The 26,140-nt window shown below is 52.1% G+C and carries 21 protein-coding genes; 10 read left to right on the top strand and 11 right to left on the bottom strand.

The window, feature by feature from the left end:
* Positions 1 to 69: 69 nt before the first annotated feature.
* The 4 genes from purH to OH31_RS01855 form a co-directional block, all read right to left on the bottom strand.
* Positions 70 to 1,674 carry a bifunctional phosphoribosylaminoimidazolecarboxamide formyltransferase/IMP cyclohydrolase gene (purH, locus tag OH31_RS01840; protein WP_036298554.1) on the bottom strand — a complete coding sequence of 535 codons (1,605 nt, stop codon included), beginning with the start codon at positions 1,672 to 1,674 and terminating at the stop codon, positions 70 to 72.
* Positions 1,675 to 1,750: 76 nt separating this feature from the next.
* Positions 1,751 to 1,987 carry a helix-turn-helix domain-containing protein gene (locus OH31_RS01845; protein ID WP_019881273.1) on the bottom strand — a complete coding sequence of 79 codons (237 nt, stop codon included), beginning with the start codon at positions 1,985 to 1,987 and terminating at the stop codon, positions 1,751 to 1,753.
* A complete protein-coding gene (gene dusB, locus OH31_RS01850) occupies positions 1,987 to 3,015 on the bottom strand; it encodes a tRNA dihydrouridine synthase DusB (RefSeq protein ID WP_019881274.1) in 1,029 nt (342 codons plus the stop codon). The genes OH31_RS01845 and dusB overlap by 1 nt, the downstream gene beginning before the upstream one ends.
* Before the next feature lie 80 nt (positions 3,016 to 3,095).
* On the bottom strand, positions 3,096 to 3,722 hold the full coding sequence (locus tag OH31_RS01855) for a TetR family transcriptional regulator (RefSeq protein ID WP_024929389.1): 627 nt from the start codon (positions 3,720 to 3,722) through the stop codon (positions 3,096 to 3,098).
* Positions 3,723 to 3,920: 198 nt separating this feature from the next.
* Here OH31_RS01855 and OH31_RS01860 point away from each other — a divergent pair, with 198 nt between their 5' ends.
* The 5 genes from OH31_RS01860 (at position 3,921) to lgt (ending at position 12,008) form a co-directional block, all read left to right on the top strand.
* Positions 3,921 to 5,087: an efflux RND transporter periplasmic adaptor subunit gene (locus tag OH31_RS01860; RefSeq protein ID WP_019881277.1), complete on the top strand. Its 1,167-nt coding sequence runs from the start codon at positions 3,921 to 3,923 to the stop codon at positions 5,085 to 5,087.
* 102 nt (positions 5,088 to 5,189) lie between these two features.
* Positions 5,190 to 8,324, top strand: coding sequence for an efflux RND transporter permease subunit (locus OH31_RS01865; RefSeq protein ID WP_019881279.1), 3,135 nt, complete (start codon positions 5,190 to 5,192; stop codon positions 8,322 to 8,324).
* Positions 8,325 to 8,332: 8 nt separating this feature from the next.
* On the top strand, positions 8,333 to 9,784 hold the full coding sequence (locus OH31_RS01870) for an efflux transporter outer membrane subunit (protein WP_036298557.1): 1,452 nt from the start codon (positions 8,333 to 8,335) through the stop codon (positions 9,782 to 9,784).
* 113 nt (positions 9,785 to 9,897) lie between these two features.
* Entirely contained in the window at positions 9,898 to 11,172 is a 1,275-nt protein-coding gene (locus OH31_RS01875) for an MFS transporter (protein WP_024929391.1), read from the top strand.
* 44 nt (positions 11,173 to 11,216) lie between these two features.
* On the top strand, positions 11,217 to 12,008 hold the full coding sequence (gene lgt, locus OH31_RS01880) for a prolipoprotein diacylglyceryl transferase (protein ID WP_024929392.1): 792 nt from the start codon (positions 11,217 to 11,219) through the stop codon (positions 12,006 to 12,008).
* Here lgt and OH31_RS01885 read toward each other — a convergent pair.
* Positions 12,005 to 12,283 carry a YkgJ family cysteine cluster protein gene (locus tag OH31_RS01885; RefSeq protein ID WP_081624275.1) on the bottom strand — a complete coding sequence of 93 codons (279 nt, stop codon included), beginning with the start codon at positions 12,281 to 12,283 and terminating at the stop codon, positions 12,005 to 12,007. The genes lgt and OH31_RS01885 overlap by 4 nt on opposite strands.
* Positions 12,284 to 12,289: 6 nt before the next feature.
* The gene (locus OH31_RS01890) at positions 12,290 to 13,030 is read right to left on the bottom strand and encodes a molybdopterin-binding protein (RefSeq protein ID WP_024929393.1); all 741 of its coding nucleotides are present in this window, start codon (positions 13,028 to 13,030) and stop codon (positions 12,290 to 12,292) included.
* A 271-nt stretch (positions 13,031 to 13,301) separates the two neighbouring features.
* Here OH31_RS01890 and OH31_RS01895 point away from each other — a divergent pair, with 271 nt between their 5' ends.
* Positions 13,302 to 14,900 carry a diguanylate cyclase domain-containing protein gene (locus OH31_RS01895; protein ID WP_242402169.1) on the top strand — a complete coding sequence of 533 codons (1,599 nt, stop codon included), beginning with the start codon at positions 13,302 to 13,304 and terminating at the stop codon, positions 14,898 to 14,900.
* Positions 14,901 to 14,920: 20 nt separating this feature from the next.
* Here OH31_RS01895 and OH31_RS01900 read toward each other — a convergent pair whose 3' ends face one another.
* The 3 genes from OH31_RS01900 to polA form a co-directional block, all read right to left on the bottom strand.
* Entirely contained in the window at positions 14,921 to 15,160 is a 240-nt protein-coding gene (locus tag OH31_RS01900; RefSeq protein WP_019881289.1) for a GlsB/YeaQ/YmgE family stress response membrane protein, read from the bottom strand.
* A gap of 121 nt (positions 15,161 to 15,281) precedes the next feature.
* Positions 15,282 to 15,500: a hypothetical protein gene (locus OH31_RS01905; protein ID WP_024929395.1), complete on the bottom strand. Its 219-nt coding sequence runs from the start codon at positions 15,498 to 15,500 to the stop codon at positions 15,282 to 15,284.
* A 51-nt stretch (positions 15,501 to 15,551) separates the two neighbouring features.
* Positions 15,552 to 18,311 (bottom strand): DNA polymerase I, encoded by a 2,760-nt coding sequence (gene polA / locus OH31_RS01910; protein WP_024929396.1) that lies wholly within the window; start codon positions 18,309 to 18,311, stop codon positions 15,552 to 15,554.
* A 95-nt stretch (positions 18,312 to 18,406) separates the two neighbouring features.
* On the opposite strand from polA, the gene OH31_RS01915 reads away from it, so the two are divergent.
* The 4 genes from OH31_RS01915 to OH31_RS01930 all read left to right on the top strand — a co-directional run bounded on the left by OH31_RS01915 (position 18,407) and on the right by OH31_RS01930 (position 21,453).
* A complete protein-coding gene (locus tag OH31_RS01915) occupies positions 18,407 to 19,132 on the top strand; it encodes a TIGR00730 family Rossman fold protein (protein ID WP_024929397.1) in 726 nt (241 codons plus the stop codon).
* Between the two features lie 115 nt (positions 19,133 to 19,247).
* Entirely contained in the window at positions 19,248 to 19,592 is a 345-nt protein-coding gene (locus OH31_RS01920) for a DUF2782 domain-containing protein (RefSeq protein WP_024929398.1), read from the top strand.
* Between the two features lie 40 nt (positions 19,593 to 19,632).
* The gene (locus OH31_RS01925) at positions 19,633 to 20,559 is read left to right on the top strand and encodes a homoserine kinase (RefSeq protein ID WP_019881297.1); all 927 of its coding nucleotides are present in this window, start codon (positions 19,633 to 19,635) and stop codon (positions 20,557 to 20,559) included.
* A 102-nt stretch (positions 20,560 to 20,661) separates the two neighbouring features.
* Positions 20,662 to 21,453 (top strand): BPSS1780 family membrane protein, encoded by a 792-nt coding sequence (locus tag OH31_RS01930; RefSeq protein ID WP_024929399.1) that lies wholly within the window; start codon positions 20,662 to 20,664, stop codon positions 21,451 to 21,453.
* A gap of 9 nt (positions 21,454 to 21,462) precedes the next feature.
* Here the strand turns inward: OH31_RS01930 and OH31_RS01935 are convergent, their stop codons facing one another.
* Together OH31_RS01935 and OH31_RS01940 are read right to left on the bottom strand one after the other, a co-directional pair.
* Positions 21,463 to 23,316: a GGDEF domain-containing protein gene (locus OH31_RS01935; RefSeq protein WP_242402170.1), complete on the bottom strand. Its 1,854-nt coding sequence runs from the start codon at positions 23,314 to 23,316 to the stop codon at positions 21,463 to 21,465.
* Positions 23,317 to 23,385: 69 nt separating this feature from the next.
* Positions 23,386 to 25,569 carry a UvrD-helicase domain-containing protein gene (locus OH31_RS01940; RefSeq protein ID WP_024929401.1) on the bottom strand — a complete coding sequence of 728 codons (2,184 nt, stop codon included), beginning with the start codon at positions 25,567 to 25,569 and terminating at the stop codon, positions 23,386 to 23,388.
* Between the last annotated feature and the right edge of the window lie 571 nt (positions 25,570 to 26,140).

The raw sequence follows: 26,140 nt of genomic DNA on the forward strand, positions 1-26,140 counted from the left end.
CAGAGACCACAGAGGAAAACATGATTAAAGAAGTTCTCTGTGATCTCTGAGCCCTCTGTGGCTATAGAATTAATGTCTGAAGTGGCGAATACCAGTCACTACCATGGCCAAGCCACGTTCGTCTGCGGCGGCGATGACTTCTTCGTCGCGCATGCTGCCGCCTGGATGAATGACGCAGCTGGCACCCGCGTCGGCCAGCACATCGACGCCGTCACGGAACGGGAAGAAGGCATCTGAAGCGACCACGGAACCTTGCAGGCTCAGGCCTGAGTTTTGTGCCTTGATGGCAGCGATTTTGGTGCTATCGACACGGCTCATCTGGCCAGCGCCCACGCCCAAGGTCATGCCATTGCCACAGAAAACGATGGCGTTGGATTTCACATATTTGGCTACATTCCAGGCAAACAACAGGTCTTGCAGTTGTGCCGGGGTCGGTTGCAGCTTGGTGACGATTTTGATATCGGCCAGTTGTAAATCGTGATTGTCTGCTGATTGCAGCAAAATGCCGGAGCCTACGCGTTTGGAGTCTACCGCGTTGCGGCCCTGTTCCCAGGCAGTATTGCCGCCTTGCGGTAAAGCAATTTTCAACACGCGCACATTGGCTTTGGCCGTGAAAATGGCCAGCGCTTCTGGTGTAAAGTCCGGTGCGATCAGTACTTCTACAAACTGTTTAGACACGGCTTCGGCAGCTGCACCATCCAGCGTACTGTTAAAGGCGATAATGCCACCAAAGGCCGAGGTCGGGTCAGTTTTGAAAGCCTTGCTATAGGCTTCCAGCGCGTTCGCGCCCAATGCCACGCCACATGGGTTGGCATGTTTCACAATCACGCAAGCTGGGCCAGTGAAGGATTTTACGGCTTCCCAGGCGGCATCGGCATCGGCGATATTGTTATAACTGAGCTCTTTACCTTGTAATTGTTGCGCAGTAGCCAGGCTGCCCGGTGCCGGGTACAAGTCGCGGTAGAACGCCGCTTGCTGGTGGCTGTTTTCACCGTAACGCAGATCCTGCACTTTGACAAAGTTGCTGTTCATCTGGCCAGGGAACTGGCTCAACACTGGCTTGCCAGCGGATTCTGTTTCAGTAAAGTCGATGGCGGACAGATAGTTACTGATCGCTGCGTCATATTGTGCAATGCGGTTAAATGCAGCCACAGACAATTTAAAGCGCGTTGCTTTGGAGACGGCACCGTTATTGGCTTTCAGCTCATTGACGACTTCAGCGTATTGCGCCGCATCGGTCAACACCGCCACGTCATTCCAGTTTTTAGCCGCGGAGCGCACCATGGCCGGGCCGCCGATATCGATGTTTTCAATCGCATCTTCTAATGTGCAGTTGGCTTTGGCAACGGTGGCTTCAAACGGATACAGGTTCACTGCCAGCAGGTCGATATTCTCAATGCCATATTGCTGCATGGCCGCTACATGTTCAGGCAAATCGCGACGACCCAGTAAACCACCGTGTACTTTCGGGTGCAAGGTTTTGACGCGGCCATCCAGCATTTCCGGGAAGCCGGTAAAGTCACTGACTTCCTTCACGGGGATATTGTTGTCACGGAACAGTTTGGCGGTGCCGCCAGTAGAAAGGATTTCTACACCAAGCTGGTGCAGGGATTGTGCCAGTTCAAGCACACCGGTTTTATCGGAAACACTGATAAGCGCGCGTTTAATCGTCATAATGAATTTGAGTGGAATTGCGTGATAAAGAAAATGAAAAGGCCTGATGATGAAATGTCATCAGGCCCGGTGTAGTTTATTCCAGACCGTAGGCGGCCATTTTTTTTCTCAGGGTATTGCGGTTAATGCCCATCATGTCTGCAGCTTTACTCTGGTTGCCGCCGACCTTGTTTAATACGTATTCCAGCATGGGTTTTTCGACACAACCCAGTACCATGTCATAGATGGCATGCGGCGGTTGCCCATCGAGATGCGTGAAATAGTCGTCCAGTGACTCGCGCACAGCGAGACTCAATTTACTGTCGTTTTGCATTATGCTGCCAACTCCTCATCACCGTTCTCCTCGTTGTCGACATAGACCAGTCGGTCATTCTTCGCTTTGAGTTCGGCAAAAAAGTCGTTAATAGCTTGTAATTGTAATTCTATGGTTTGCAGCGTATTCATGTTGTGGCGGAAAGCAGCCGAGCCTGATAAGCCTTTGGTATACCAGGAAATATGCTTGCGGGCGACGCGCATGCCGGTGAGGTCGCCGTAGAAGTCATACAGGTCATGCAAATGCTCCAGCATCACTTGGTGAATTTCATCTACAGTGGGTGCCAGCATATGTTCGCCGGTGTTCAGGAAATGCTCTGTTTCACGGAAAATCCATGGACGGCCTTGTGCGGCGCGGCCAATCATCACCGCATCGGCTTTGGTGTAGTCGAGCACAAATTTGGCTTTTTCTGGCGTGGTGATATCACCGTTAGCAATCAATGGAATGTTGATTGCCTGTTTGACGGCAGCAATCGTATCGTATTCTGCGTCGCCATGGTAAAGATCGTTACGGGTGCGGCCATGAATAGTCAGTGCCTGCACGCCAAGATCCTCGGCCATTCTGGCGATCTGGATCGCGTTTTTGTTTTGTCTGTCCCAGCCAGTGCGGATTTTGAGGGTTACCGGTACATCAACGGCATTGACCACCGCCCTGAGGATCTGTGAGACCAATGGCTCGTCACGCAGCAGGGCAGAACCTGCCATCACGTTACAGATTTTTTTGGCCGGACAGCCCATATTGATGTCGATAATTTGTGCGCCATTATCGACGTTGTGTCTGGCGGCTTCTGCCATCATGGCTGGTTCGGCACCTGCAATCTGTACTGAAATCGGGCTGACTTCGCCTTCGTGGTTGGCGCGGCGCTTGGTTTTTTCACTGCCATACAATAAGGAATTGGACGTGACCATCTCCGACACGGCCAATCCGGCGCCCATTTTTTTGCACAGCATACGGAAAGGCCTGTCGGTCACGCCCGCCATGGGTGCGACAACCAGATTGTTTTTCAGTATGTGTGGGCCGATTTGCATGTGATTGATAAATCAGTGAAAAGACCGACTATTTTAACTGCAAATCGCGGATCAGGGAATCCGTAAACAGGAATTTTTGCTTATTTTTTACGCAGCTTGATATGTGTGTCTATGAGTTGCAAGGCGTGGTCACGAAATAAAGTGCCTTCGGTGTCTTTCACCCACATATGCAGCAGGCCGGAGAAAAACAGATGCGAGTCCATGGCAAGTTCGGCGGCGGTCAGCTGAATGCCGACCTGGCCAATTTCCTGGGCTTTGGCATAAGCCTGTTCCATTTTGTGCACCAGTCCGCTACAGTTACTTAAAATTGATTTCAATACATCGGCAAACTCATCGACATATTCGCATTTGGTCATCATGACTTCATAGGTTGCGCGTGTGGTTGGGTCATCGTCCAGAATGAGAATGGTGCTTGCCATATATTTGCGGATACGGCCTAGCGGGTCGCTATTGGCTTCCTCGCTATTGCCGAGCAGGGTGTCGTCCATGCGGTCAATCAGGGGGAGGTAGACCTCTTCGCGCATCGCGTGAAACAGTTCAGCTTTATTTTGAAAGTGCCAGTAGACGGCGCCCCGTGTCACGCTGGCGTGTGTGGCAATTTGTTCCAGGCTGGTGCGACTGACGCCCTTTTGCAGGAACATTTCTCGTGCAGCATCAATAATGCGCTGGCGGGTGATTGCGGCATCCTCTTTGGTTTTACGTACCATAAGTTTCTATCGCTCTTTCATATTCATTAAAGTTTCTTGTAGGTTGTGTATTTTACCAGTTGTGACCGCTGACTCGTTTTTGGCAGCTTGTACGGCAAATTTTTTGCAAAACCCATTTACATACATTCGTGTTTGTATATAATATACATCCAAGATTGTATGTAATCAAGTCTATTTTAAAAATTTTTAGAGGATAACATGTTGATTTCACAGACTATCCAGCCTCGTCGTACGCTGCTTGTGCTTGCTTTGGGCGTTGTACTGAGTGCTTGCGGAAAATCATCCAACGAACAAACCCCTGCGGCGGGCGGTATGCCAGCCATGCCAGTGACGGCACAAACAGTCACGGCAGAAACGGTGCCGGTGCAAACCGAAGTCGTGGCGCAAACCGAGGGTGCCAAACAAATTGAAGTCCGTCCACGTGTGGGTGGTATTGTCTTGAAACGTTTGTATCAAGAAGGGGAGTCGGTGAAAGCCGGTCAGGATATGTTCCTGATTGACCCGGTGCCTTTCCAACTGCAAGTTGAACAAGCCAGGGCGCTGATTGCACAGCAAAAAGCCCGTATCGAACAAACTGCACGTGAAGCGCTGCGTTTAAAAGGCTTGCTGGAAACTAAATCCATCAGCCAACGTGAATATGATAACGCGGCTTCTGATAACACTGTCGCTTCTGCGACCTTGTTGCAATATCAGGCGCAACTGCGTGAAGCGGAGTTAAACCTGTCATACACCCATGTTAAAGCGCCTGAAAGTGGTATAGCGGGTCGTTTTGTATTATCCGAAGGTGCGCTGGTGAATGCGAATACCAGTTTGCTCAGTACCATCGTGCAAGTGTCGCCAATTTGGGTGCGCTTCAGTTTGTCTGAGTCTGACTTGCTGGCATTGGGCGGCCATTTGAGCCCGGGCCGTGTGCAAGATGTGAGACTGATTCTGGCTGACAATAGCGAGTATCCACAATCAGGCAAAATTAACTTTTCTGCCAGCCAGATCGATCCGGCATTAGGCACGCAACAACTGCGGGCCGAGTTCCAGAACCCTGACCGTGCATTGTTGCCAGGGCAGTTTGTCCGCGTGCGTTTGATCACGGGCAAACGCGATGGTGTCTTCCTGATTCCGCAAACAGCGGTGCTGACTGGACAACAAGGTAAATTTATCTTTGTGGCCGAAAAAGACAAGGAAGGCAAAACCGTCGCGGCTGTGCGTCCTATCGTGGCGGGTGGCTGGTTCAATGATCGCTGGATCGTACTTGATGGCTTGAAAGCCGGTGACCAGGTGATTGTTGATAACCTGATCAAAGTCCGTCCGGGTGCACCTGTGGCGCCGCATGCGGCAGATGCGGCACCTGCCGCGCCAGCTAAAAGCTAATTTGGTCATAGCCTTATTTGCTAAATGCTTAGTTTGTTTTTGATTTAATCATGTTATCTGGGGCCTGAGTTCAATATTCAGGCCCGTCTCAGGGAAAACGATATGACCCGATTTTTTATCACACGGCCGATTTTTGCCAGCGTGCTGTCTATCATCATCGTGTTGGCAGGGTTGGCAGCGGCATTTAAATTGCCGATTGCGCAATATCCGCAAATTGCGCCGCCAACTGTGCTGATTACGGCCAGCTATCCTGGTGCCAGTGCTGAAACACTGTCTAAAACCGTGGCAGCACCGATTGAAGAGCAGTTAAGCGGAGTGGAAAACCTGCTGTACTTTAACTCCAGTTCTGACAGCAGCGGTACTTTAACCATTACCGCTACGTTTGATATTGGCACCAATGTTGACCAGGCGACTTTTAACGTCAGCAACCGCGTTAACATTGCTTTGCCGCGTTTGCCGGAAGATGTACGCAGAACCGGTGTCGTGGTGCAAAAACGCTCCAACGATATTCTGTTGGTGGTGATGCTGATCTCCAAGAAAAAAGAACATGACCGTTTGTTCTTGAGTAACTACGCCACGCTGAATGTGCTGGATGAGTTCAAGCGCATCAAAGGCGTGGGCGATGTCACTATTTTTGGTGGCCAGGATTACTCCATGCGTGTCTGGTTGCGTCCTGACCGTATGGCGCAGCTGGGTGTGTCTACCAGTGATATTTCTGCCGCGATTGGTGCACAAAACGCGCAGTATGCTGCCGGTAAAATTGGTGCCGAGCCTGCCACGCCGAATCAGCAGTTGGCATTCACCGTGACGGCCAAAGGGCGCCTAATTGAGCCTGAAGAGTTTGGTAATATTATTATCCGTGCGCAAGGCCCTAACGGCGTCCTGCGCCTGAAGGATGTGGCGCGTATTGAGCTGGGCGCACAAACCTATAACGTGGCTTCTGCATTGAATGGGCAGCCTGGTGTAGCGTTACCTATCTTCTTGCAAAGCGGCGCCAATGCGCTGGAAACTGCCGAAGCCATCAAGGCCAAAGTGGATGAACTGAAGCTGAAGTTCCCAGAAGGCATGGATTACAACATTCCTTACGATACCAGTGACTTTGTGAAAGCGACCATCAAGGAAGTGTTTCATACCTTTGGTGAAGCGCTGATTCTGGTGGTGCTGGTGGTGTTCCTGTTCCTGCAGAGCTGGCGCGCGACCTTGATCCCGATGATTGCCGTGCCAATTTCGATTGTGGGTACGTTTGCCGGCTTGTATCTGTTTGGATTCTCAATCAACCTGCTGACGCTGTTTGCCATGATTCTGGCGATCGGTATCGTGGTGGATGATGCGATTGTGGTGCTGGAAAACACCGAACGCTTGATGAAGGAAGAAAACCTCAATCCTTTACATGCGGCGATCAAGTCTATCGCCCAGGTACAAGCGGCGGTGGTGGCGATTGTGCTGGTGTTGTGTGCGGTGTTCGTGCCGGTGGCTTTCCAGGGCGGTATCGCCGGTGAGTTGTATCGCCAGTTTGCGGTCACAGTGGCCATTTCTGTGGTGATTTCAGGCGTGGTAGCGTTGACGCTGACGCCAGCTCTGTGCGCCATGATTTTGAAGAATGGTCACCATGAAAATGCCTTCTTCAGGAAATTTAACCGTGGCTTTAGCCGCTTGACCAACCTGTACACCGGTACCGTTAACCTGACCCTGCATCACAAGATTATTGGTGCCGTGGTATTTGGGGCCATGGTGGTGGTCATGATTTTCCTGTTCCGTGCAGTACCGGGTGGGTTTGTACCACCAGAGGATCAGGGCTATGTGATCAGTATCGTCGTGATGCCAGATGGTGCAACCTTGAAGCGTACGTCACAAACCACGGAAAACATCCGTGCGACTATCGCTAAAGATCCGGCAACGGCGCATGAGTTTGCGGTGAACGGCTTTGAATTGCTGACAGGTGCGAACAAAACCAATGCTGCGACCATGTTTGTGCGTATGACAGACTGGGATCAACGCACCACCAATGCTGACCAAATGGTGGGTAAATTGATTGGCATCGGCATGAGCCAGCCAGATGGCTTGAGCTTTGCCGTGAACCCGCCTGCGATTCGTGGCTTGGGTTCTGCCGGTGGTTTTGAAGTGTATGTACAAAGCCATGGCGATACCGATCCGATCAAGTTGGCGCAGGTCATGAATAACTTTATGGATGCGATGCGTGCGAGCCCGCAATTGACCGGTATTAACAGCTTTTTCCGGCCGACCGTGCCTCAGTTGTTTATTGAGGTCGATGAAGCCAAAGCGCTGTCACAAAACGTGAAAATTGCGGATATTTACGCCACCTTGCAAAGTACCATGGGTTCGCTCTACGTCAACGACTTTAACCGTAGTGGCCGTACCTATCGCGTGCAGTTGCAAGCGGAGGCTGAGTACCGCATGAAGCCGGAAGACTTGGGCAAAGTGTATGTGCGTAGCCAGCCAACCGCCGAAAATCCGGACGGCAATATGGTGCCTATGTCGGCATTGGCGAAGGTCAGCAATATTGTTGGTGCCGAGCAACTGGAGCGCTACAACGGCCTGCTGTCTGCCAAAGTATTTGGTAGCGGTGCGCCTGGCGTGAGCTCAGGTGATGCCATCAAACTGGTGGAAAAAATTGCCAAGGAAAACCTGCCGGATGGCTACCAGATTGCCTGGACTGGCCAAGCCTACCAGGAGAATCGTACTGGTTCCGCTGCGCTGGTAGCCTTTGCCTTCGCGACCATTATGGTGTTCCTGATCCTGGCCGCGCAGTTTGAGACCTGGGCATTGCCATTGGCGGTGATTATGGCAATTCCATTTGCGATGACAGGTGCGTTGATTGCCGTGCTGACACGTGGCATGAACAACGATATCTACTTCCAGATTGGCTTGATTACCCTGATCGGCCTGGCAGCGAAAAACGCCATCCTGATTGTGGAGTTTGCGTCACAGAAAATGGAAGAAGGCATGCCGTTGGCTGAAGCGGCACTGGAAGCAGCCCGTCTGCGTTTCAGACCGATCGTGATGACGTCGATGGCGTTTATGCTGGGGATTATCCCGCTGGTATTCGCGACCGGTGCAGGTGCGGCAGCCCGTCAGTCTATGGGTACTGGTGTGTTTGGCGGTATGTTGCTGGCAACGTTTATTGCCACCATCTTTATCCCGTTGTTCTTTACCTGGTTGACCAATGAGAAAAAGGTTCGTCACCATGGGCACATTGTAGAAGAGGAATCGGTATGAAACCGACAATGAAAATTGCATTAAAACCGTTACAGCGATCATTGCTGCTGGGGTTGTTGACCTTGTCCATGACCGGTTGCCAGATGCTGGGTGATTTGTATTCGCGTCCGGCACCGCAGTTGCCAGACCAATATGGCGCTGCGGGTGCTGACGCACTCAGTACCGAGCAGCAACTGGCGTTGCAGCAATGGTGGACACTGTTTAATGACAGCCAGTTAAACCAGTTGGTAGACACTGCGCTGGCCAAAAACAATAACGTGCAACTGGCTGTAGCACGCATTGAAGAGGCTGACGCGCAAATGCGCGAAATCGGCGGTAACTTGTTGCCTACCGTCACCGCAACCGGTTCCGGTTTACGTAACCGTGTTACCGAGTCCGGTGTGTTCCCGGTGTTTGGCAATAACCCGCGTAAAACCTACAAAGTCGGTTTGAACGGCAGTTATGAGCTGGACCTGTGGGGCAAACTGCGCCGTGCCAATGAAGCTGCGCGTGCGCAACTGCTGGCGACGCGTTATGCCAAAGAGGCGGTGACTTGGTCATTGTCCAGCCTGGTGGCTAATCATTACCTGATGATACGCAGTTTGGATGCGCAATTGCTGGTCAATACGCAAAACCTGAAAACCGCACAGGACAGCCTGGACCTGGCCAAACGTCGGGTGGAAGGTGGCGTGTCTACCATTCTGGACGCACATCAGGCGGAGCTGGTCGTCACCACGCTGCAAACGCAGACGCTGGAATTGAAGCGTTTGCGCGCTTTGAGTGAGCATCAGATCGGTTTACTGACCAATGATCTTGGCCTGAAAATCGCGGCGGGTGACCTGATGGCGATGCCAACCCCTCCAGTCGCGCCAACCGGTCTGCCTTCAGCCCTGATGGAAGCCCGTCCGGACGTGCGCCAGGCAGAGCAGGACATGGTGTCAGCCAATGCCAACATTGCCGTGGCACGCGCCGCGTTTTACCCAAGTATCTCGCTATCCACCACTTATGGTGGTGAAAGTATCGCGCTGAATAACTTGCTGAAATCGCCTGCACGTGTCTGGTCACTTGGTTTGGATATCAGCATGCCGATTTTCAACGGTGGCCGCTTGAATGCACGTCTGGATCAGGCGACAGCGCAGCAAAAACAAGTACTGGCAACTTATCAGAACACCTTGCAAACTGCGTTTACCGAAGTTAGCGACGCACTGGTGAATGCGCAACAATACCGTGAGCAAGAGGCCTTGGCCGAGTCCAAGGAAAAAACCACTGGCAATATTCTGCGCGTGGCGAAAAACCGCTATGAGGCAGGCTATACCAGCTACCTGGAGGTGCTGGATGCACAGCGTAACCATAATGAGGCTACGCAAGCTGTGGTGCAGAGCCGCCAGAATACGCTGACCGCGTCGGTGGACCTGTTCAAGGCACTGGGTGGTGGCTGGAAACCGGAAAGTGTCACTGCCGAGGCTGAGGCTAAGAAATAATGTCCTAAACAGTCATTTTTTGAGTATGTGTGAGCTAGCCGGGGTAACGAGAGATCGTTACCCCGGTTTTTTATTGGCTAGGCAAAACCTGGCGGCAGCCTTAAGATGCCGGCATGACGACACCTTCATTAAAGCATATCGCCTTTGCCAGCTTTATCGGCACCGCCATCGAGTTTTACGATTTTTATATTTATGCCATGGCCGCTGCGCTGGTGATCGGGCAGGTATTCTTTCCTGCCAGCGATCCGGCCATACAATCCCTGAATGCGCTGCTCACCTTTGGCCTGGCTTTTATTGCGCGGCCGGTAGGGGCATTATTGTTTGGTCACTTTGGCGACCGTATTGGCCGTAAGTCGACACTGGCCGCTTCATTGCTGGTAATGGGGAGCGCCACTTTTTTGATTGGTCTGCTACCAGGCTATGCCAGCTGGGGCATCTGGGCGCCAGTCGTGCTTTGCTTGCTCAGGTTCGCACAAGGTATCGGCCTGGGGGGCGAGTGGGCGGGGGCGGCCTTACTGGCCACCGAGTATGCGCCTGCGAACAAGCGTGGCTGGTATGGCATGTTTCCGCAACTGGGGCCGTCGATCGGTTTTCTGCTGGCCACGCTGACATTTCTAGCCCTGAGTCTTGGCCTGAGCGAGGCCCAGTTTGAACAATGGGGTTGGCGTGTGCCGTTTATCATCAGTGCGGCGCTGGTGATGGTGGGCTTATATGTCAGGTTTAAATTGGCTGAAACGCCGGTATTTGCACAGGCGCAGTCCGCACAGCATTTACACCGCTGGCCGTTGAAAGCCTTGTTGCTGCAACATGGGCGCGCCATTGTATTGGGGGCGCTGGCCATGGGCGTGTGTTATCACCTGTTTTACACGGCAACGGTGTTTTGCCTGAGCTATGGTACACAAACCCTGCATATCGCGCGGCCAGTGTTTTTGGGTTTGTTATGCGTGGCCGTCATCGGCATGGCACTCGCGACACCGCTTGCGGCCTGGTGGGCAGACCGTGTTGGCAGGCGCCCGGTGCTGATGTGCGGGCAAGTACTGGCACTGTTGCTGGGCTTTGCACTGGCGCCACTGTTGGGGAGCGGCGACTGGTTATGGATATTGCTGTTTTTATTCTCAGCGTTGTTTTTGATGGGGGTGACGTTTGCCCCCATGGGCGCATTTTTGCCCGAGCAGTTCCCGGTCGCCGTGCGCTATAGTGGTGCCGGCTTGAGTTACCAGTTGGGCGGTATTTTAGGCGCGTCTTTTGCGCCAGCGATTGCGCAATCCCTGGTGCAGCAGGGAGGCTTACCCTGGGTGGGCGCCTATATGTCGCTGATGGCGCTTATCAGCCTGTTAGCGGTGTGGCGAATGACATCGCCTGCAGCGCTGCAAGACGTCACTGCGTAGGCGTGGTGAGCAGGTATAATGCAGTTTTTTCACGGTGATACGGCATGTTTACCCATCCGGGCTTTAACCCCATCGCATTGCAAATTGGCAGTTTCGGTATTCATTGGTATGGCCTGATGTACCTGGTCGGTTTTTTTGGCGGCTTGTGGCTGGGGCAATACCAGGTCAAGCGCTTGCGCAAGCTGGATCCGGCCTCGCCCTGGCAGGAACGCGACCCGGACGATATGCTGTTTTACATTGCGCTGGGTGTGGTGTTTGGTGGTCGTTTGGGCTATGTGCTGTTTTATCAACCGGCTTATTTTCTGCAACATCCGCTAGAGATTTTTGCCTTATGGCAGGGCGGTATGTCGTTTCACGGCGGCTTTATTGGCGTAATGGTGGCAATGGCGCTGTTTGCGCGCAAACGTGGCGTGATTTGGTTGCAACTGATGGATTTTGTAGCGCCTTTAGTGCCGATTGGCCTTGGCGCCGGACGCCTGGGTAATTTTATCAATGCCGAGTTATGGGGGCGCCCGACCAATGCGGATTGGGGCATGGTGTTTCCTGCAGTGGACCAGGTGGCCCGCCATCCGTCGCAGTTGTATGAATTTGCGCTGGAAGGGATTGTGTTGTTCCTGGTGTTATGGACGTTCGCGGGTAAAAAACGCCCCATCGGCGCAATCTCTGCCTTGTTCCTGCTCTGTTATGGCAGCTTCCGGTTTATTGTCGAATTCACCCGTGAGCCGGACAGCTTTTTAGGGTTGCTGTCTCTGGGCCTGAGTATGGGGCAGTGGTTATGCGTGCCCATGATCCTGGTCGGGCTGGGCCTGATGCGTTGGGCCTACCGTAAACCCTAATGGCCAGGCGTCTCTGGCTGGGTCGCTAATTCTAGTGCACTCAGCCAGCGTATGGCATATTCACGCGGCTGTTCGGCATCGCCGCACATTTCCAGGCTGGGTTGCAAGCCGCCACAAAAATCCGGGCGCTCGGGTTGACCAAACAGTTTGCACCTGAATAATTCGTCCAGTTGAATGCAGGCCACCCCCGCCGGTTTACCATCAGGCATACCGGGGATCGCACTGGTAATCGATGGTGCAATACAACATGCACCGCATTGCGGGCGGCAATCCATCGCGATTTATACCTCTACCCAGGGGTAGCCAAGCGCCGACACGCCAGCTTTCAGGTCTTGCATGGCCTGTTTGACCAATGCACTTTGCCCTTTCATGCCGACCTCAGTGGTGCGACGCTGATTGGTGCGCGGCAGGCTGAACAATTTCAGCATGGGATACTGGCTTAACATCTGGTGCATTAAATCAATCAGGTCACTTTCCCCCGCCTCGGTGACAACGATGGCTTGTTCCAGGTAGTCTGCCGTATGAAACAGGTCGCTGTAATACGTCTCGAGTACCCATTCCACCATGGGGTGGGCCATTTCAGGAAAGCCCGGCACAAAGTAATGCTGATTCAGGCTGAATCCGGCCACGCGATTAATTGGGTTGGGAATCAAATCGCAGCCTTGTGGAAAGTCGGCCATCAGCACCCGCTTAGGGTAAGCGCCTGCGCCATACTGCGCCTCGATATTGGCAACGGCGCCTGCATGACGCTCAATCGTCACGCCTGCGGCCGCGGCCGCACATTGTCGCGTATGGTCATCCGGCGTGGCGCCAATACCGCCAAAGCTGAATACGACATCACCGCGAGCCATACTGGCTTTGAGGTGACTGGTGATCTGGTCGGGGATATCGCCAATAAAATGCGCCCAACTCAATTGCAAACCGCGGGCTGACAGCAGCGAAATCACTTTGCCAAGATGCGCATCCTGACGTTTGCCAGACAGGATTTCATCGCCAATGATATAAATGCCGAACTGATTCATGGTTAATTTGCGTAAATGTGTTTTGAAAGTGTTTTTCAAGGTCATCATAATACCAGTGAGCGCTTTTAAATTTATGTCACTGTGATGCATGCACACTAAATTCAATCAGCGCCAGCCGTGAGCGCTCAGGTACGGTAATCGATCCGCGCTCCACACCCTGATAAAGTCACCATGCGTGATTGGATACCAGCAATTGACGAACTTTTTGTTTGAGGTTGTGAGTCCAGCAGGTTCTCTCATTCTGTCCCGTTACGAGGGATGGATGGTGGTGTTGTCTTATTTCATTGCTGCAATAGCTTCTATATTAGCCATGTACCTGGCTGACCTGGCCCCCCAATTCCAGTTAAAAAGAGATCAGAAAATTGCGCTATTGAGCGGTGCCACGGTATTAGGCGCGGCGGTCTGGAGCATGCACTTCCTCGGTATGCTGGCATTCGAGCTTTGCGTCACCGTTAAATACGATCCGCTCATCACTTTGCTCTCTATCTGGCCTGCTTTTGTCGCTTCCTGGGCTGCCATGCGCTGGATCTCACGCGCTGAAAAAGGCGTCAAGCATTTATGGTTAAGCGGCATGATTATTGGACTGGGTATTGGCATCATGCACTACAGCGGCATGTTGGCCATACGTACCGCCGCGACCATGACATTCAAACCATGGTGGGTCCTGATTTCTGTGGTGGCTGCCGTGTTGCTTGCGGTGCTTGCATTATGGTTTGGCCAGCAATGTGAGCGATTGCAACGGCTGCGTGCCTGGCGTCATGTCGTCAGCGGGCTAGTGATGGGGGCGGCCATTACGATTATGCATTACATCGGGATGGCGGCTGCAGCATTCGTGGGGATCGCCGAGTTTGCCCGGCCCGTGCCGACGGTCGATCGCTGGTATTTGTCGACGCTGGTGACGTTGGGGACGATGATCTTGATCGGCGCTGCTATTGCGCAAAATATGCTTGCCAGGCAGCGCCAGCTTGCCCGCGATTTACAGTTCAAGGAACACCAAATGCGGGTCATCTTTCAAAACGCGATTGATGCCATTGTGATTACCGATGCCAAAGGGTTTATCAAAATGGTCAATCGCGCGTTTGAAGGCATGTTTGGTTATCAGGCACAGTTAATTATCGGTAAACATATCTCAAAAATGATTCCCGACTGGAAACAATTGAATGCCTATGCCAGAAAACGCAGGCAGCAAGATACCTCTGAGAAGGTTGTGGCGGAACGTCATGGATTTCATGCTGATGGCCATGAAATCCCGCTCAGGATTGCGCTGACGCGGGTCATGGAGTATGAGTCGAATTTTTGCATCAGCTTTCTGATGGATATGACGGCGTTTCACACGCAGCAAAATGCGCTGGAAAAACTGCTGACAGAAGATCCGTTGACCGGATTGTTTAACCGGCGTGGCCTGCTGAGCCTGATGCGCGGTATTGCCAGTGGCGCCCACGCACACAACGTCAGCCGTGGCATGATCTTGCTGTTTCTGGATTTAGACGGCTTTAAGTCAGTCAATGATACGCTGGGGCATGCGGCAGGGGATGAAGTCTTGATTACGGTGTCGCAACGTATCCCAAAAGTATTACGTGAAGACGATATGGTGTGCCGGTTTGGGGGTGACGAGTTTGTGATTCTACTCACATTTACTGACCATCCACGCGTCCTGGCCACCAGGATTGCAGAGAAACTGATCGAATCCATTCAACAGCCGATCCGCTTTCAGTCCGGGCAGGAAATCACGGTGGGTTGCAGCATAGGTGTGGCATTTGCATGGCCACGGAAAAAAGAAGAGATTGAGGCCTTGCTTGAAAAGGCAGATGCCGCCATGTATCTGGCTAAAAAAGGCAATGCTGGAAAAGTAGTCTTTTCCAGCATTTAGTCTGGTACTGCCTGATGCGTCTAGGCGGACCTGAGCAAGCGTGAAATGAAAATCAGGAACACTGCACCGATGGTGGCCACGATAATACTACCCACCATGCCGCCGCTGGCACTGAGGCCAAGCAAGCCAAACAGCCAGCCGCCAACGACTGCACCGGCGATGCCCAAAATCAAATCCCAGATCAGGCCAAAACCATCGCCCTTCATAATCAAACCAGCCAACCAACCTGCAATAATGCCAACTACAATCGTCCAAAGCATGTGAATCTCCCTTATTGTTGTGATGAAATCGTATGCTAACCAGAACCTCTGGTGTGATCTGTCAGCGGGCGCAGTAAAAGTCTGTCAGAAAAGACTGGCAAACTTGAGTGATTGGCCAGCGTTATTTTTTCAGGCCAACCAGCACCATTGCCACACCGGCCACGAGGACGATGATGCTGAGTGCTTGCGGAATCTCGACATCTTTAGTGATTTCCGCACTGGCTTCTAGGGAGCCGATTTTAGCCACGGTTTCTTTGCTCTCGTAACTAAAGCCTTTGAATACTAATCCGGCCGTGCCAAGTGCTATCAAAATAATACCGATCATAAGCGACGATTTCATCGCGGGTCCCCTGTGTGTGATGGATGTATTACCTTAACATATGGCGTGCATTTAATGCGCACTTTCCCAGTTGCTACCGCTGCCCACTTCGGCCAGTAAGGGCACATCCAGTGTGGCGACATGCTGCATCAGTTTAGGCAAGGTGGATTTCACCAGTTCAAGTTCGGTCTCCGGCACTTCCAGTACCAGTTCATCGTGTACCTGCATGATCAGTTTAGTCTGCAGTTTTTCTGCCGTCAGCCATTGGTCGACCGCAATCATGGCCAGTTTAATCAAGTCAGCGGCGGTGCCTTGCATAGGTGCGTTAATGGCGGCACGTTCGGCGCCGTTGCGGCGTTGCACATTGGCGCTGTTGATCTCCGGCACCCACAGGCGGCGGCCAAAAATAGTTTCCACATAGCCCTGCTGTTTGGCCAGTTCGCGTGTGTCGTTCATATATTGGCGTACGCCAGGGTAGCGGGCAAAGTAGCGCTCGATGTAGTTGGCAGCGGCGCTACGTTCGATATTGAGGTTTTGTGCCAGGCCAAACGCACTCATGCCGTAAATCAAGCCGAAGTTGATCACCTTGGCGTAGCGGCGTTGTTCGCTGTCGACTGCCGCGCGCTCAACGCCAAAAATCTCTGCGGCAGTGGCGCGGTGAATGTCTTCATTGTTGGCAAATGCGCTGAGCATACCAGCATCTTGTGACAGATGCGCCATGATACGTAATTCAATTTGCGAATAGTCAGCAGAGACAATGTGCGAGCCAGGTGGCGCCACAAAAGCTTCGCGGATACGGCGGCCTTCAGCCGTGCGCACCGGGATGTTCTGCAGGTTGGGGTCAGAGCTCGCCAGGCGGCCGGTGATGGCAACGGCCTGGTTGTAATTGGTATGCACGCGGCCGGTTTGCGCATTAATCATTTTCGGCAGTTTGTCGGTGTAGGTCGACTTCAGTTTGGCCAGGCTCCTGTGTTCCAGAATCACTTTTGGCAACGGGTAGTCCAGCGCCAGTTCCTGCAACACGTCTTCGTCAGTCGATGGCGCCCCTGAAGGCGTTTTTTTCAACGGTTTGATGCCCAGTTTGCCGAACAAAATCTCTTGCAATTGCTTGGGACTGCCGAGGTTAAACGGTTGTCCGGCCAGTTCGAATGCCTGTTTTTCAACCTCCATCAAACGCAAGCCGATTTCATTGCTCTGTCGATTGAGCATATGGCTGTCTATCAGTACGCCGTTGCGCTCCATGCGTTGCAGCACCAGCATGCTGGGTAATTCAATCTTTTCATAAATGAAATTGAGTTTGTCCGAGGCGGTTACTTGTGGATATAAAGCCTGGTGCAGTTGCAGTGTAATGTCCGCATCCTCGGCGGCATATTCTGATGCCTGCTCGACGGTGACCTGGCTAAAGCCGACTTGTTTGGCCCCTTTGCCCGCCACGCTTTCGTAGCTGATGGGCGTAATATCCAGATGACGCTCACTGAGCTCATCCATGCCATGGCCTTTGTGGCTCTCGAATACATAAGATTCCAACAGGGTGTCGTGTGCCACGCCTTGCAGCTGGATGCCATGATTGGCCAGCACATGCATATCATATTTGAGATTCTGGCCGACTTTTCTAATGGCCGGATTTTCCAGAATTGGCTGCAACTTGTTCAAAGTGGCCTGCAAAGAAAGCTGCTCTGGCGCATCAAAATAGTCATGCGTGAGTGGCACATAAGCGGCTTCGCCGGGAGTCACACTAAAAGACACGCCGACAATTTTTGCCTGCATGGCATCCAGCGAGGTGGTTTCGGTGTCAAAACACACTAGCTCAGCTTGCTGCAGTTTGGCTAGCCAGCTATCCAGGTCGGCATCATTTAAAATTGTCTGGTACTGACGACGCGTGTCAGGGGTATACGTCGTGGCGGGGACTGTACTCAGTGAATCTACTGTGGATATAGACGAATTTTCAGTCGCAGTCGCACCGTCCGGCAGCTTGTCCAGTTCACGCTTCCAACTACGAAACTCAAAGTGGTCAAACAACGCCAGCAGTTTTTCTTTATCGGGCGTTTGCGCAATCAGTTCGTCAAAACTCTCACATAAGCCGATATCGCAGCGGATGGTAATTAGCTCGCGCGCTGTCGGTAGCCAGGGCAGGGCCTTGCGCAGGTTCTCGCCGACCACGCCTTTGATATTGTCGGCATTGGCAATAATGTTATCCAGTGTGCCATATTCGGTCAGCCATTTGACGGCGGTTTTCGGGCCGACCTTTTCCACGCCGGGCACGTTGTCTGCGGTGTCGCCGACCAGGATCAGGTAGTCGATAATCCTGTCAGGCGGAATGCCAAACTTATTCTCAACCCCGGCAATGTCCAGTACATCATCTGTCTTGCGGAAGGCATCACGCATGGTATTGACCACCGTGATATGCTCATTCACAAGTTGTGTGATGTCTTTATCACCAGTGGAGATGATGGTTTTGATGCCTTCTTTTTCGGCCTGCTTGGCCAGCGCACCTATGACGTCATCGGCTTCCACGCCTTCTTCAATAATCAACGGCCAGCCCATGGCGCGTATGGTTTCATACAGCGGTTCGATTTGCGCCCGCAGGTCATCCGGCATGCTGGCACGATTGGCTTTGTATTCCGGGTACAAGTCGTCGCGGAAAGTTTTGCCTTTGGCATCGAACACACAGGCGCTGTAATCTGATGGATAGTCTTTATGCAAGCGGCGCAGCATGTTGAGCACGCCCTGAATCGCGCCGACCGGCTCATTGGCCGAATTGCGCAAATCCGGCATGGCGTGAAAGGCGCGATAAAGGTAACTGGAACCGTCTACCAGAAGCAAGGTTTTCATTGTGCGTTCTCGTGAATCAAATCAATGGCGTATTTTACGCATTTCAAAGCGACTTCATGTACACTAATTTGGTTTGTGATTTGAAGGATAGATGTATGAGCAGTCAAAAACTACCAAGCATGGTGGAGCCAGAATTATTGGATGGCGATGATGTCAGCCATGAATCCTGGCGGGCATTTGAGATTATGGCCGAGTTTGTCGGCGCGACCGAAAGCCTCAAAGCCATCATGCCTGCCGTGTCTATTTTTGGCAGTGCGCGTACCAAGCCTGATCATCCTTACTACCTGCTCACTGAAGAAATTGCGCGTTTGCTGTCAGACTCCGGATTCAGTGTGATTTCCGGTGGCGGCCCTGGCGTGATGGAAGCTGCCAACAAAGGGGCGTTCCCGGGCCGTGGTGCCAGTGTTGGCCTCAATATCAGGTTGCCGTTTGAACAACATGGCAATCCGTATCAGGACATCGGCATCAGCTTTAAATACTTTTTTATGCGCAAGGTCATGTTTGTTAAATATGCCAGCGCGTTTGTGGTGATGCCGGGTGGTTTTGGTACGCTGGATGAAGTGATGGAAGCGATTACGCTGGTGCAAACCGGTAAGAGCCGCAAGATTCCGATTATCCTGGTTGGCAGCAAGTTCTGGGCCGGTTTGGTTGACTGGTTGCGCAATACGCTGGTGGCGGAAGGCATGGCGTCGCCCGAGGATATGGACCTGATTCAGATCATTGATGAGCCGCAACAGATTGTCGATGCGATTTTCAAGCATTATGAAACCACAGGCTTTGAGCTGACCCCGGCCGAACGCAAGATGCAGCTTTATCTGTAATTGTTTGCCCTGGTGTTGTTAGCCGGGCAGTATGATGCAAAGTTTATTATGTATGCAGTGACCGCCAGCGCGTGGGTTTTTGCTAGAATAGTCGTTAATGACTAAGGAGTCTTCCATGCGTGATTTTTCCCGTTTATTGCTGGCAGGTATCTGCATCGCTGCGATTGCGATGCCGGTGTGGGCTGCAGCCCCCAAAGATGCCGAGCTGCTTGAAGAAGTGCCACCACCACCCAAGGTGATTGAAGGGCAACCGATTGACCAGCCTAGCGTCAATAAACGCAAAGATGGCGAGAATGACGTCGAGGAGTATAGCTTGAACGGCGAGGTGTATATGGTGAAAGTGACGCCGCCAAGTGGCAAATCTTATTACTTGCATCGCGAAGACCGTAATGGTGACTGGGTGCATGATGGCCCGACCCGTCCACTGTCCGTTCCCAAATGGATTCTGTTCCGATTCTAATTCTGATCGCCTGCCATTGCTGGCAGGTTAGCAAATAAACATGTCTGTTTTTACCACTCTGAGTTTGGATGAAGTGCGCCAGTGGCTGGCGCCTTTTAATGTTGGCGAGCTGCATACCTTGCGTGGCATCGCTGCCGGTATCACCAATACCAATTATTTCGTTGAAACCAGTCAGTCGCGTTTTGTGCTGACCGTGTTTGAGAAGAATGACTTTGACGAACTGCCTTATTTCGTCCATTTGATGACGCATTTGTCCCGGCATGGCATCCCTTGTCCCAAGCCCATTACGGACCAGAATAATACCGCCTTGCACCGTATTCACAGTAAACCGGCCTTGATGGTGAGTTGCCTGAAAGGCAGCGATGTCAGCCAGCCCAATGTCAAACAGATTGAGGCCGTGGCGAGAACCTTGGCGCGCATGCATGTGGCCGGGCTGGATTTTCATGAGCAGTCACATAATCAACGTGGGCAGGGCTGGCGCGTGATGACCGCGCAGCAGGTGATGCCTAAATTGGCACCGGTACAGCAACATCTGCTGCAAGAAGAATTAGAGTTCCAGCATGGTCTGGATTTGTCGCGTTTGCCACATGGCGTGATCCATGGTGACTTGTTCCGGGACAATGTGTTGTTTGATGGCGATGTGCTGGGTGGCTTTATTGATTTTTACTATGCCTGCCACGATGTGCTTGCCTACGATGTGGCGATTGCTGCGAACGAGTGGTGTGTCGATGCCGCCGGAAATTTTGTGGATGAAAAACTGGCGGCATTTATGAATGCTTACCAGTCCGAGCGTCCATTCACCGTGGCCGAAAAAATCCACTGGCCAGCCTTGTTGCGCCGGGCCGCCTTGCGTTTCTGGTTATCGCGCCTGTATGATTTTTATTACCCGGTCGCGGGCGAGCTCACGCATGCCAAAGACCCGGCGCATTTTGAGCGGGTACTGCTGAATCGTAAAGTGTTGACTTAAGGAAACGCGGAGTAAGTGAGCGAGCGATAAAGTGCAACGCAGCAATGTGTCCGCGCAGCCACTTATTCTGTGTTGCCTGGAAAAGATAAAAAAGGGAGACGTATGACAGAAACCGGAAGCCAGCGCGGTGTACGCTGGGTGAAAGAAAGCCTGGCCTTGTTCCGCACACAGCCGCATGTCTGGATGTTGTGTTCGCTGGCCTATATCGTGATTTTCATGGTGTTGCCCTCATTGCCTTTACTCGGGTTTTTGGGCTTGGTTTCGGTGGTGATCTGGCCAGTGTGTATGGCCTTGATCGTGCTGTTGTATCGACAGGTAGATTTGCAGGGCAGCATGTCACCGCCAGCCGTCTGGCAGCAATTGCAGTTGCACTTCAAACCGTTGGTGCTGTTGGGTGCCAGCTGCCTGGTGTACGCTGTGCTGGCGACCTATTTACTCAGTAGCGACCTCGCTTCCCTGATTTCGCATGCGCCGACCAAAGCGGGCATGACAGAATCACAAATGACGCTGTTTTTAGAGAACACGCTGTCTTTTATCGTCAAGGTATTGCTACTGCTGTTACCTTTGTTTATTGCCACCTGGTTCTCACCGATGCTGATTGCCCTGAATGGCTACCCCTTGCTTAAGGCGATTAAATCCAGCATTGCCGGAATGTTGCAATACACGGTGCCGATGAGTGTTTCCTGGCTGGTGATGACCGTTGGCATGCTGGTGGTGATGCTGGGGTTGGGGCTGGTGATCGGCATTCTGGGTGCGTTAATTCCGATGCTGGCGCAACTATTGATGCCACTGTTGGTGTTTGCAGCCTTGCTGGTGATTAATGCCCTGATGTTTGCTTTCCAGTATATCAGCTACAAGGATGTGTTCAGGGCTGCGCCACCAGTCGAAGCCTGACCATATAGGTTAAGCGCTTGCGGATAGCTTGCGCCGCTCAGTAAACAGGCTGTTGCCTATGGTCTTTTTGGCCTGTTTTTTAGCATTGCTCATGGCGCCAGCCACTTCGTGATGGCTGGCAAATGAATCGGAGCAAGCCCGCACAGCGCCGATGGACAAACTACCAAACGGGTAAAAATGCTCGTTACCCAAACGGTCTTCTATGCGAATGCCGCCAAGTTGTACGTCTTTCAAGTCATAAAAGTCCGGCATCACTTTGGCAATGGTCTCCAGGATGTCATGACAAACGGCTTCCCACTCTTCGCTTTGAAAAATCAGCACAAAGTCATCGCCGCCAATATGGCCGACAAAGTCATGTTCATTGTTGACCATGCTACTCAATAAGCGGCCGACAAACTGAATGACCTCATCGCCACGGCGATAGCCATAGGCATCGTTAAATGGTTTGAAGTGGTCTAAATCACAATAACAGGCCACAAACGGGATACGCCGCTCCAGCAATTTATCAATATGGGCATTGATGGGCACATTGCCCGGTAGCAAAGTGAGGGGGTTGGCGTAACGCGCGGCGTGAATTTGCATATTGGTGACTTCGCGTAGCAAGGCATGCCCGCTACCCATGCCCACATAGCGCTCGCCATCGACAATAATGAATCCATTGAGCAGATATTTGGGATCTGCCGCCAGAATCAGCTCACTCAAGGCCAGAATGGTCATGTCTTTTTGTACCATCAGGCACTGGGTATCCATAAAGGTCGTACAAGACTTTTTGCCATGGAGTTCTTTTTGGTAGCGGCGTGCAAAGCGGTCTATGGTGTCGTAGCGGCTGATCAACCCTAACGGTATTCCCTGCTGATTAATTACCGGAATCGAGTTGAGCGTGGTGTCACTGTTAAACCAGTTGTATACCTCTTCATTGGTCATGTCTGGCATGGCGGCAGTTTGGTAACTGGTTAAGCCGACCACGGTGGCCTGCTTTGAGGCATGGCTTTGCTGGTCAGCAAACAGGCGAACAATGTTTTTATTCAGCAGGTTATGCACCTCTTCAGTGAGGGCATATTGAAACTTGGGGAACGGCCGTCCAAACAGGTAGCCTTGGGCAAAGTCTATTTTCAAGTCTTTGATCACCGCCAGTTCTTCTTTGGTTTCAATGCCTTCGGCAATGGTCAGCGTATTCGATTCAACCGCGATTTTCTGGATGCCGCGCACAAACTCCAGTTTCATCGGGTCATTGTGTATATTGGCAATAAAATGCTTGTCGATCTTGACATATTCCGGTGACAGCTCAGACCACAACCGCAAACTGGACGTGCCTTCACCGAGGTCGTCCAGTGCGATTTTGAACCCTAAGGCTTTAAAGCGCAGGATCGCATCCCGGAGCTCGGCATAATCGCGAATGGTAGAACTCTCGGTGATTTCAATCACGATATCGCCAGGTTTGAGGCCACACTTTTCAAGCTGCGTCAGGCCAAAAGACAAATGCCCCTCGTTTAATAGCAGGCAGTCCGGGCTGAAATTTACAAACAAGGGGTGAGACCTATCGGTGCGGCTGTATTCATTAAAGATGACCTCACGCGCCGCGTATTCCATCTCGATATTCAGGCCACATAAACTGGCTGCATTAAACAGCGCAATCGGCGAATGTAATCTGGATTCCACCGGGCCCCGGATCAGCGCTTCATGTGCAAATACACGGGCGTGTTTAATATCAACGATAGGTTGAAACAGCGGTAGCAGATTTCTCTGCGCCAGAATGGCTTCAACCTCTAGCTGGGGAGGGGCATATATCATGCAAGCAGTATCGACGGTTTTAACTGCTTCTTGATTAAGTTGTGCAAATGGTGGATGAAATATTTGTGACAATGATGATATGTCCAGGATCAGCCACCATGCCAATGAAGAGCGGCATGGTGGCTTGAGACAAGTCGCTGCTTAAACCTTTTCCAGCCTAGCGTATTCCAGCATCAGCGTTTTCAAGCCGGCACTGCCAAAATTCACTTTAATCGCCAAGTCATTGGCGTTGCCTTCATAGCTCACCACCACGCCTTCACCAAATTTGCCATGACGCACGCTCTGGCCAATCTTAAACGGGTAGCTGGATTGTGCGCTGCTGCTTGCCTGCACTGGCTGCGCATTGTATTGCCCACCTGCGGCATAAGGTTTGGCGACTGGTTTGCTATTCAAGCGCTTGGTCAGGTCGACAGGGATTTCATCGATAAAGCGTGAGGCAATACCGTAACGCACTTGCCCATGCAGCATACGGCTTTGGGCATACGTGAGATAAAGGCGTTGGCGCGCGCGGGTGACGGCCACATACATCAGGCGGCGCTCTTCTTCCAGGCCGCCATTTTCGTAAGCAGCCTGCTCATGCGGGAACAAGCCTTCCTCTACACCGCCGATAAATACGCTGTGAAACTCCAGGCCTTTTGCCGCGTGTACCGTCATCAGCTGCAAGGCTTCATGCCCGACATCAGCCTGATGGTCACCGGCTTCCAGGCTGGCATGGTTTAGAAACTGCGTCAGCTGGTCGGCATCTTCATCCATATTATGGTGATTGCCCAGGGCCTGATTACTAAATGCCACGGCGGCAGTGACCAGTTCCTGCAAGTTTTCGATGCGGTCTTCACCTTCTTTGTCATTCTGGTAGTGCGCCATCAGGCCACTCAAGTTGATGACCATTTCTGCCATTTCACCCAAGGTGATACCGTAACCCTGATCGACCATCTGGCGAATCAGCGCAACAAAGCCATCCAGCCCCTTGCTGCCCAGTTTGCCCTCGCCGACTTTATTAGTCGCTGCTTGCCATAAGCTGCATTCGTTCTGGCGGGCCGCTTCCTGCAGTTGCTCCAGGCCGCGTGCGCCTATGCCGCGTGGTGGAAAATTGACGATGCGCAATAAGGCGGTATCGTCGTTGGCATTGGCAATCAGGCGCAAATAAGCCAGTGCATGCTTGATTTCGGCGCGCTCGAAAAAGCGCAGGCCGCCATAAACACGATAAGGAATATTGGCTGAAAACAAAGTGTGCTCAAGAATGCGTGACTGCGCATTGCTGCGGTAGAGCAGGGCCATGTCGCCCAGCGGCACACCTTCTTTTTGCAGCATGTTTACTTCATCGACAATAAACTGCGCTTCGTCGGTATCGTTATAAGCCTCATAAATGCGAATCGGCTCGCCCTTGCCCGCAGACGTCCACAAGTTCTTACCAAGGCGGTTGCGGTTATTGGTGATGATGGCATTCGCCGCATCGAGGATATTGCTGTGCGAACGGTAGTTTTCTTCCAGCTTGACGATATTCTGCACATTAAAGTCGCGCTGAAAGTCGTTCATATTACCGACGCGCGCGCCACGGAAAGCATAAATACTCTGGTCGTCGTCGCCCACGGCAAAAATGCTGTTATGCGCGCCACCTAGCAGCTTTAACCATAAGTATTGCAGGCGGTTGGTATCCTGAAACTCGTCCACCAAAATATATTGAAAACGCTGCTGATAATGCGCGCGGATATGTGGCTCGCGCTCCAGCAACTCGTAGCAGCGCAGCAATAGCTCAGCAAAGTCGGCCACGCCGTCACGGTTGCATTGCTGGTCATAGGCCGCATAAATCTCACGCAATTTCTGGCTGTGGCCGTCATAAGCGTCTACCGCTTCGGCGCGTAAGCCTTCCTCTTTGCAGCTGTTGATATAACCCATCACTTGCTTGGGTGGATATTTCTCATCATCCACATTCATGGCTTTCATCACGCGCTTAATGGCAGACAGCTGATCTGCGGTATCCAGAATCTGGAAGGTGCTTGGCAATCTGGCTTCGCGGTAGTGTGCACGCAACATGCGGTTACATAAACCGTGAAAAGTGCCTGCCCACATGCCGCGTGTGTTGATTGGCAACATGCTGGTCAAACGCGTCAGCATTTCTTTGGCCGCTTTGTTGGTAAAGGTCACGGCCATCAGGCCCATGGGCGAGGTTTGGCCAGTTTGGATCAACCAGGCGATGCGCGTCGTCAGCACCCGTGTTTTACCGCTGCCAGCACCTGCCAGAATGAGCGCAGAAAGATGCGGCAGGGTGACCGCTTGCAGTTGTTTATCGTTGAGACCCTGGAGGAGATTGGTTTCAGATTGCATGTGATTATTATCGCATGATGTGCAGGGGAATTTGATGGATTGTTTGGTCGGATGCTGTGTCGCTAAGGCGTTTGCTGGGTGTGGGATTGTAAGAAAAGATTGTTCTATTGGTTTAGGGGTTTCTTTTCGCTTTTTTGGCGAGTTACTTTTCTTTGCTTGAAAAAGCGAAGAGTATATTAGTAGTAAGTTGCTTGGTTATTTAATGAGCGATCTGTTTCGCCTCTAGGCGACCTTCTTTCTTATGCTTGTCCATAAGAAAGAAGGCAAAGAACAAGACACCCCAGCTTCCGCTTCTTCCTTGCGCTACTCGGTTTGCCGGGCGTCCATCGAAATTGGCTACGGCCACTACGTTTAACATTGCTACGCAATGTTAGCCTACGCCGCAACACTTCGTTAGTTGTCACCCTGACAAGCCACACAGAACGTGGCTTGTTGCGGAACTCGGACAGCCGATGGCCGAAGACTCCCGCCAACCCTGCGTTGCTCGGCGCGGCAGATGGGGACCCCGAACACCCGCGAGCGCCATCGTTTAGCAGGGTTAACAAAAGAATCTGATTTTTGAACCGTCCGC

Source organism: Methylophilus sp. OH31 (genome assembly GCF_000576615.1).
Taxonomy (GTDB): domain Bacteria; phylum Pseudomonadota; class Gammaproteobacteria; order Burkholderiales; family Methylophilaceae; genus Methylophilus.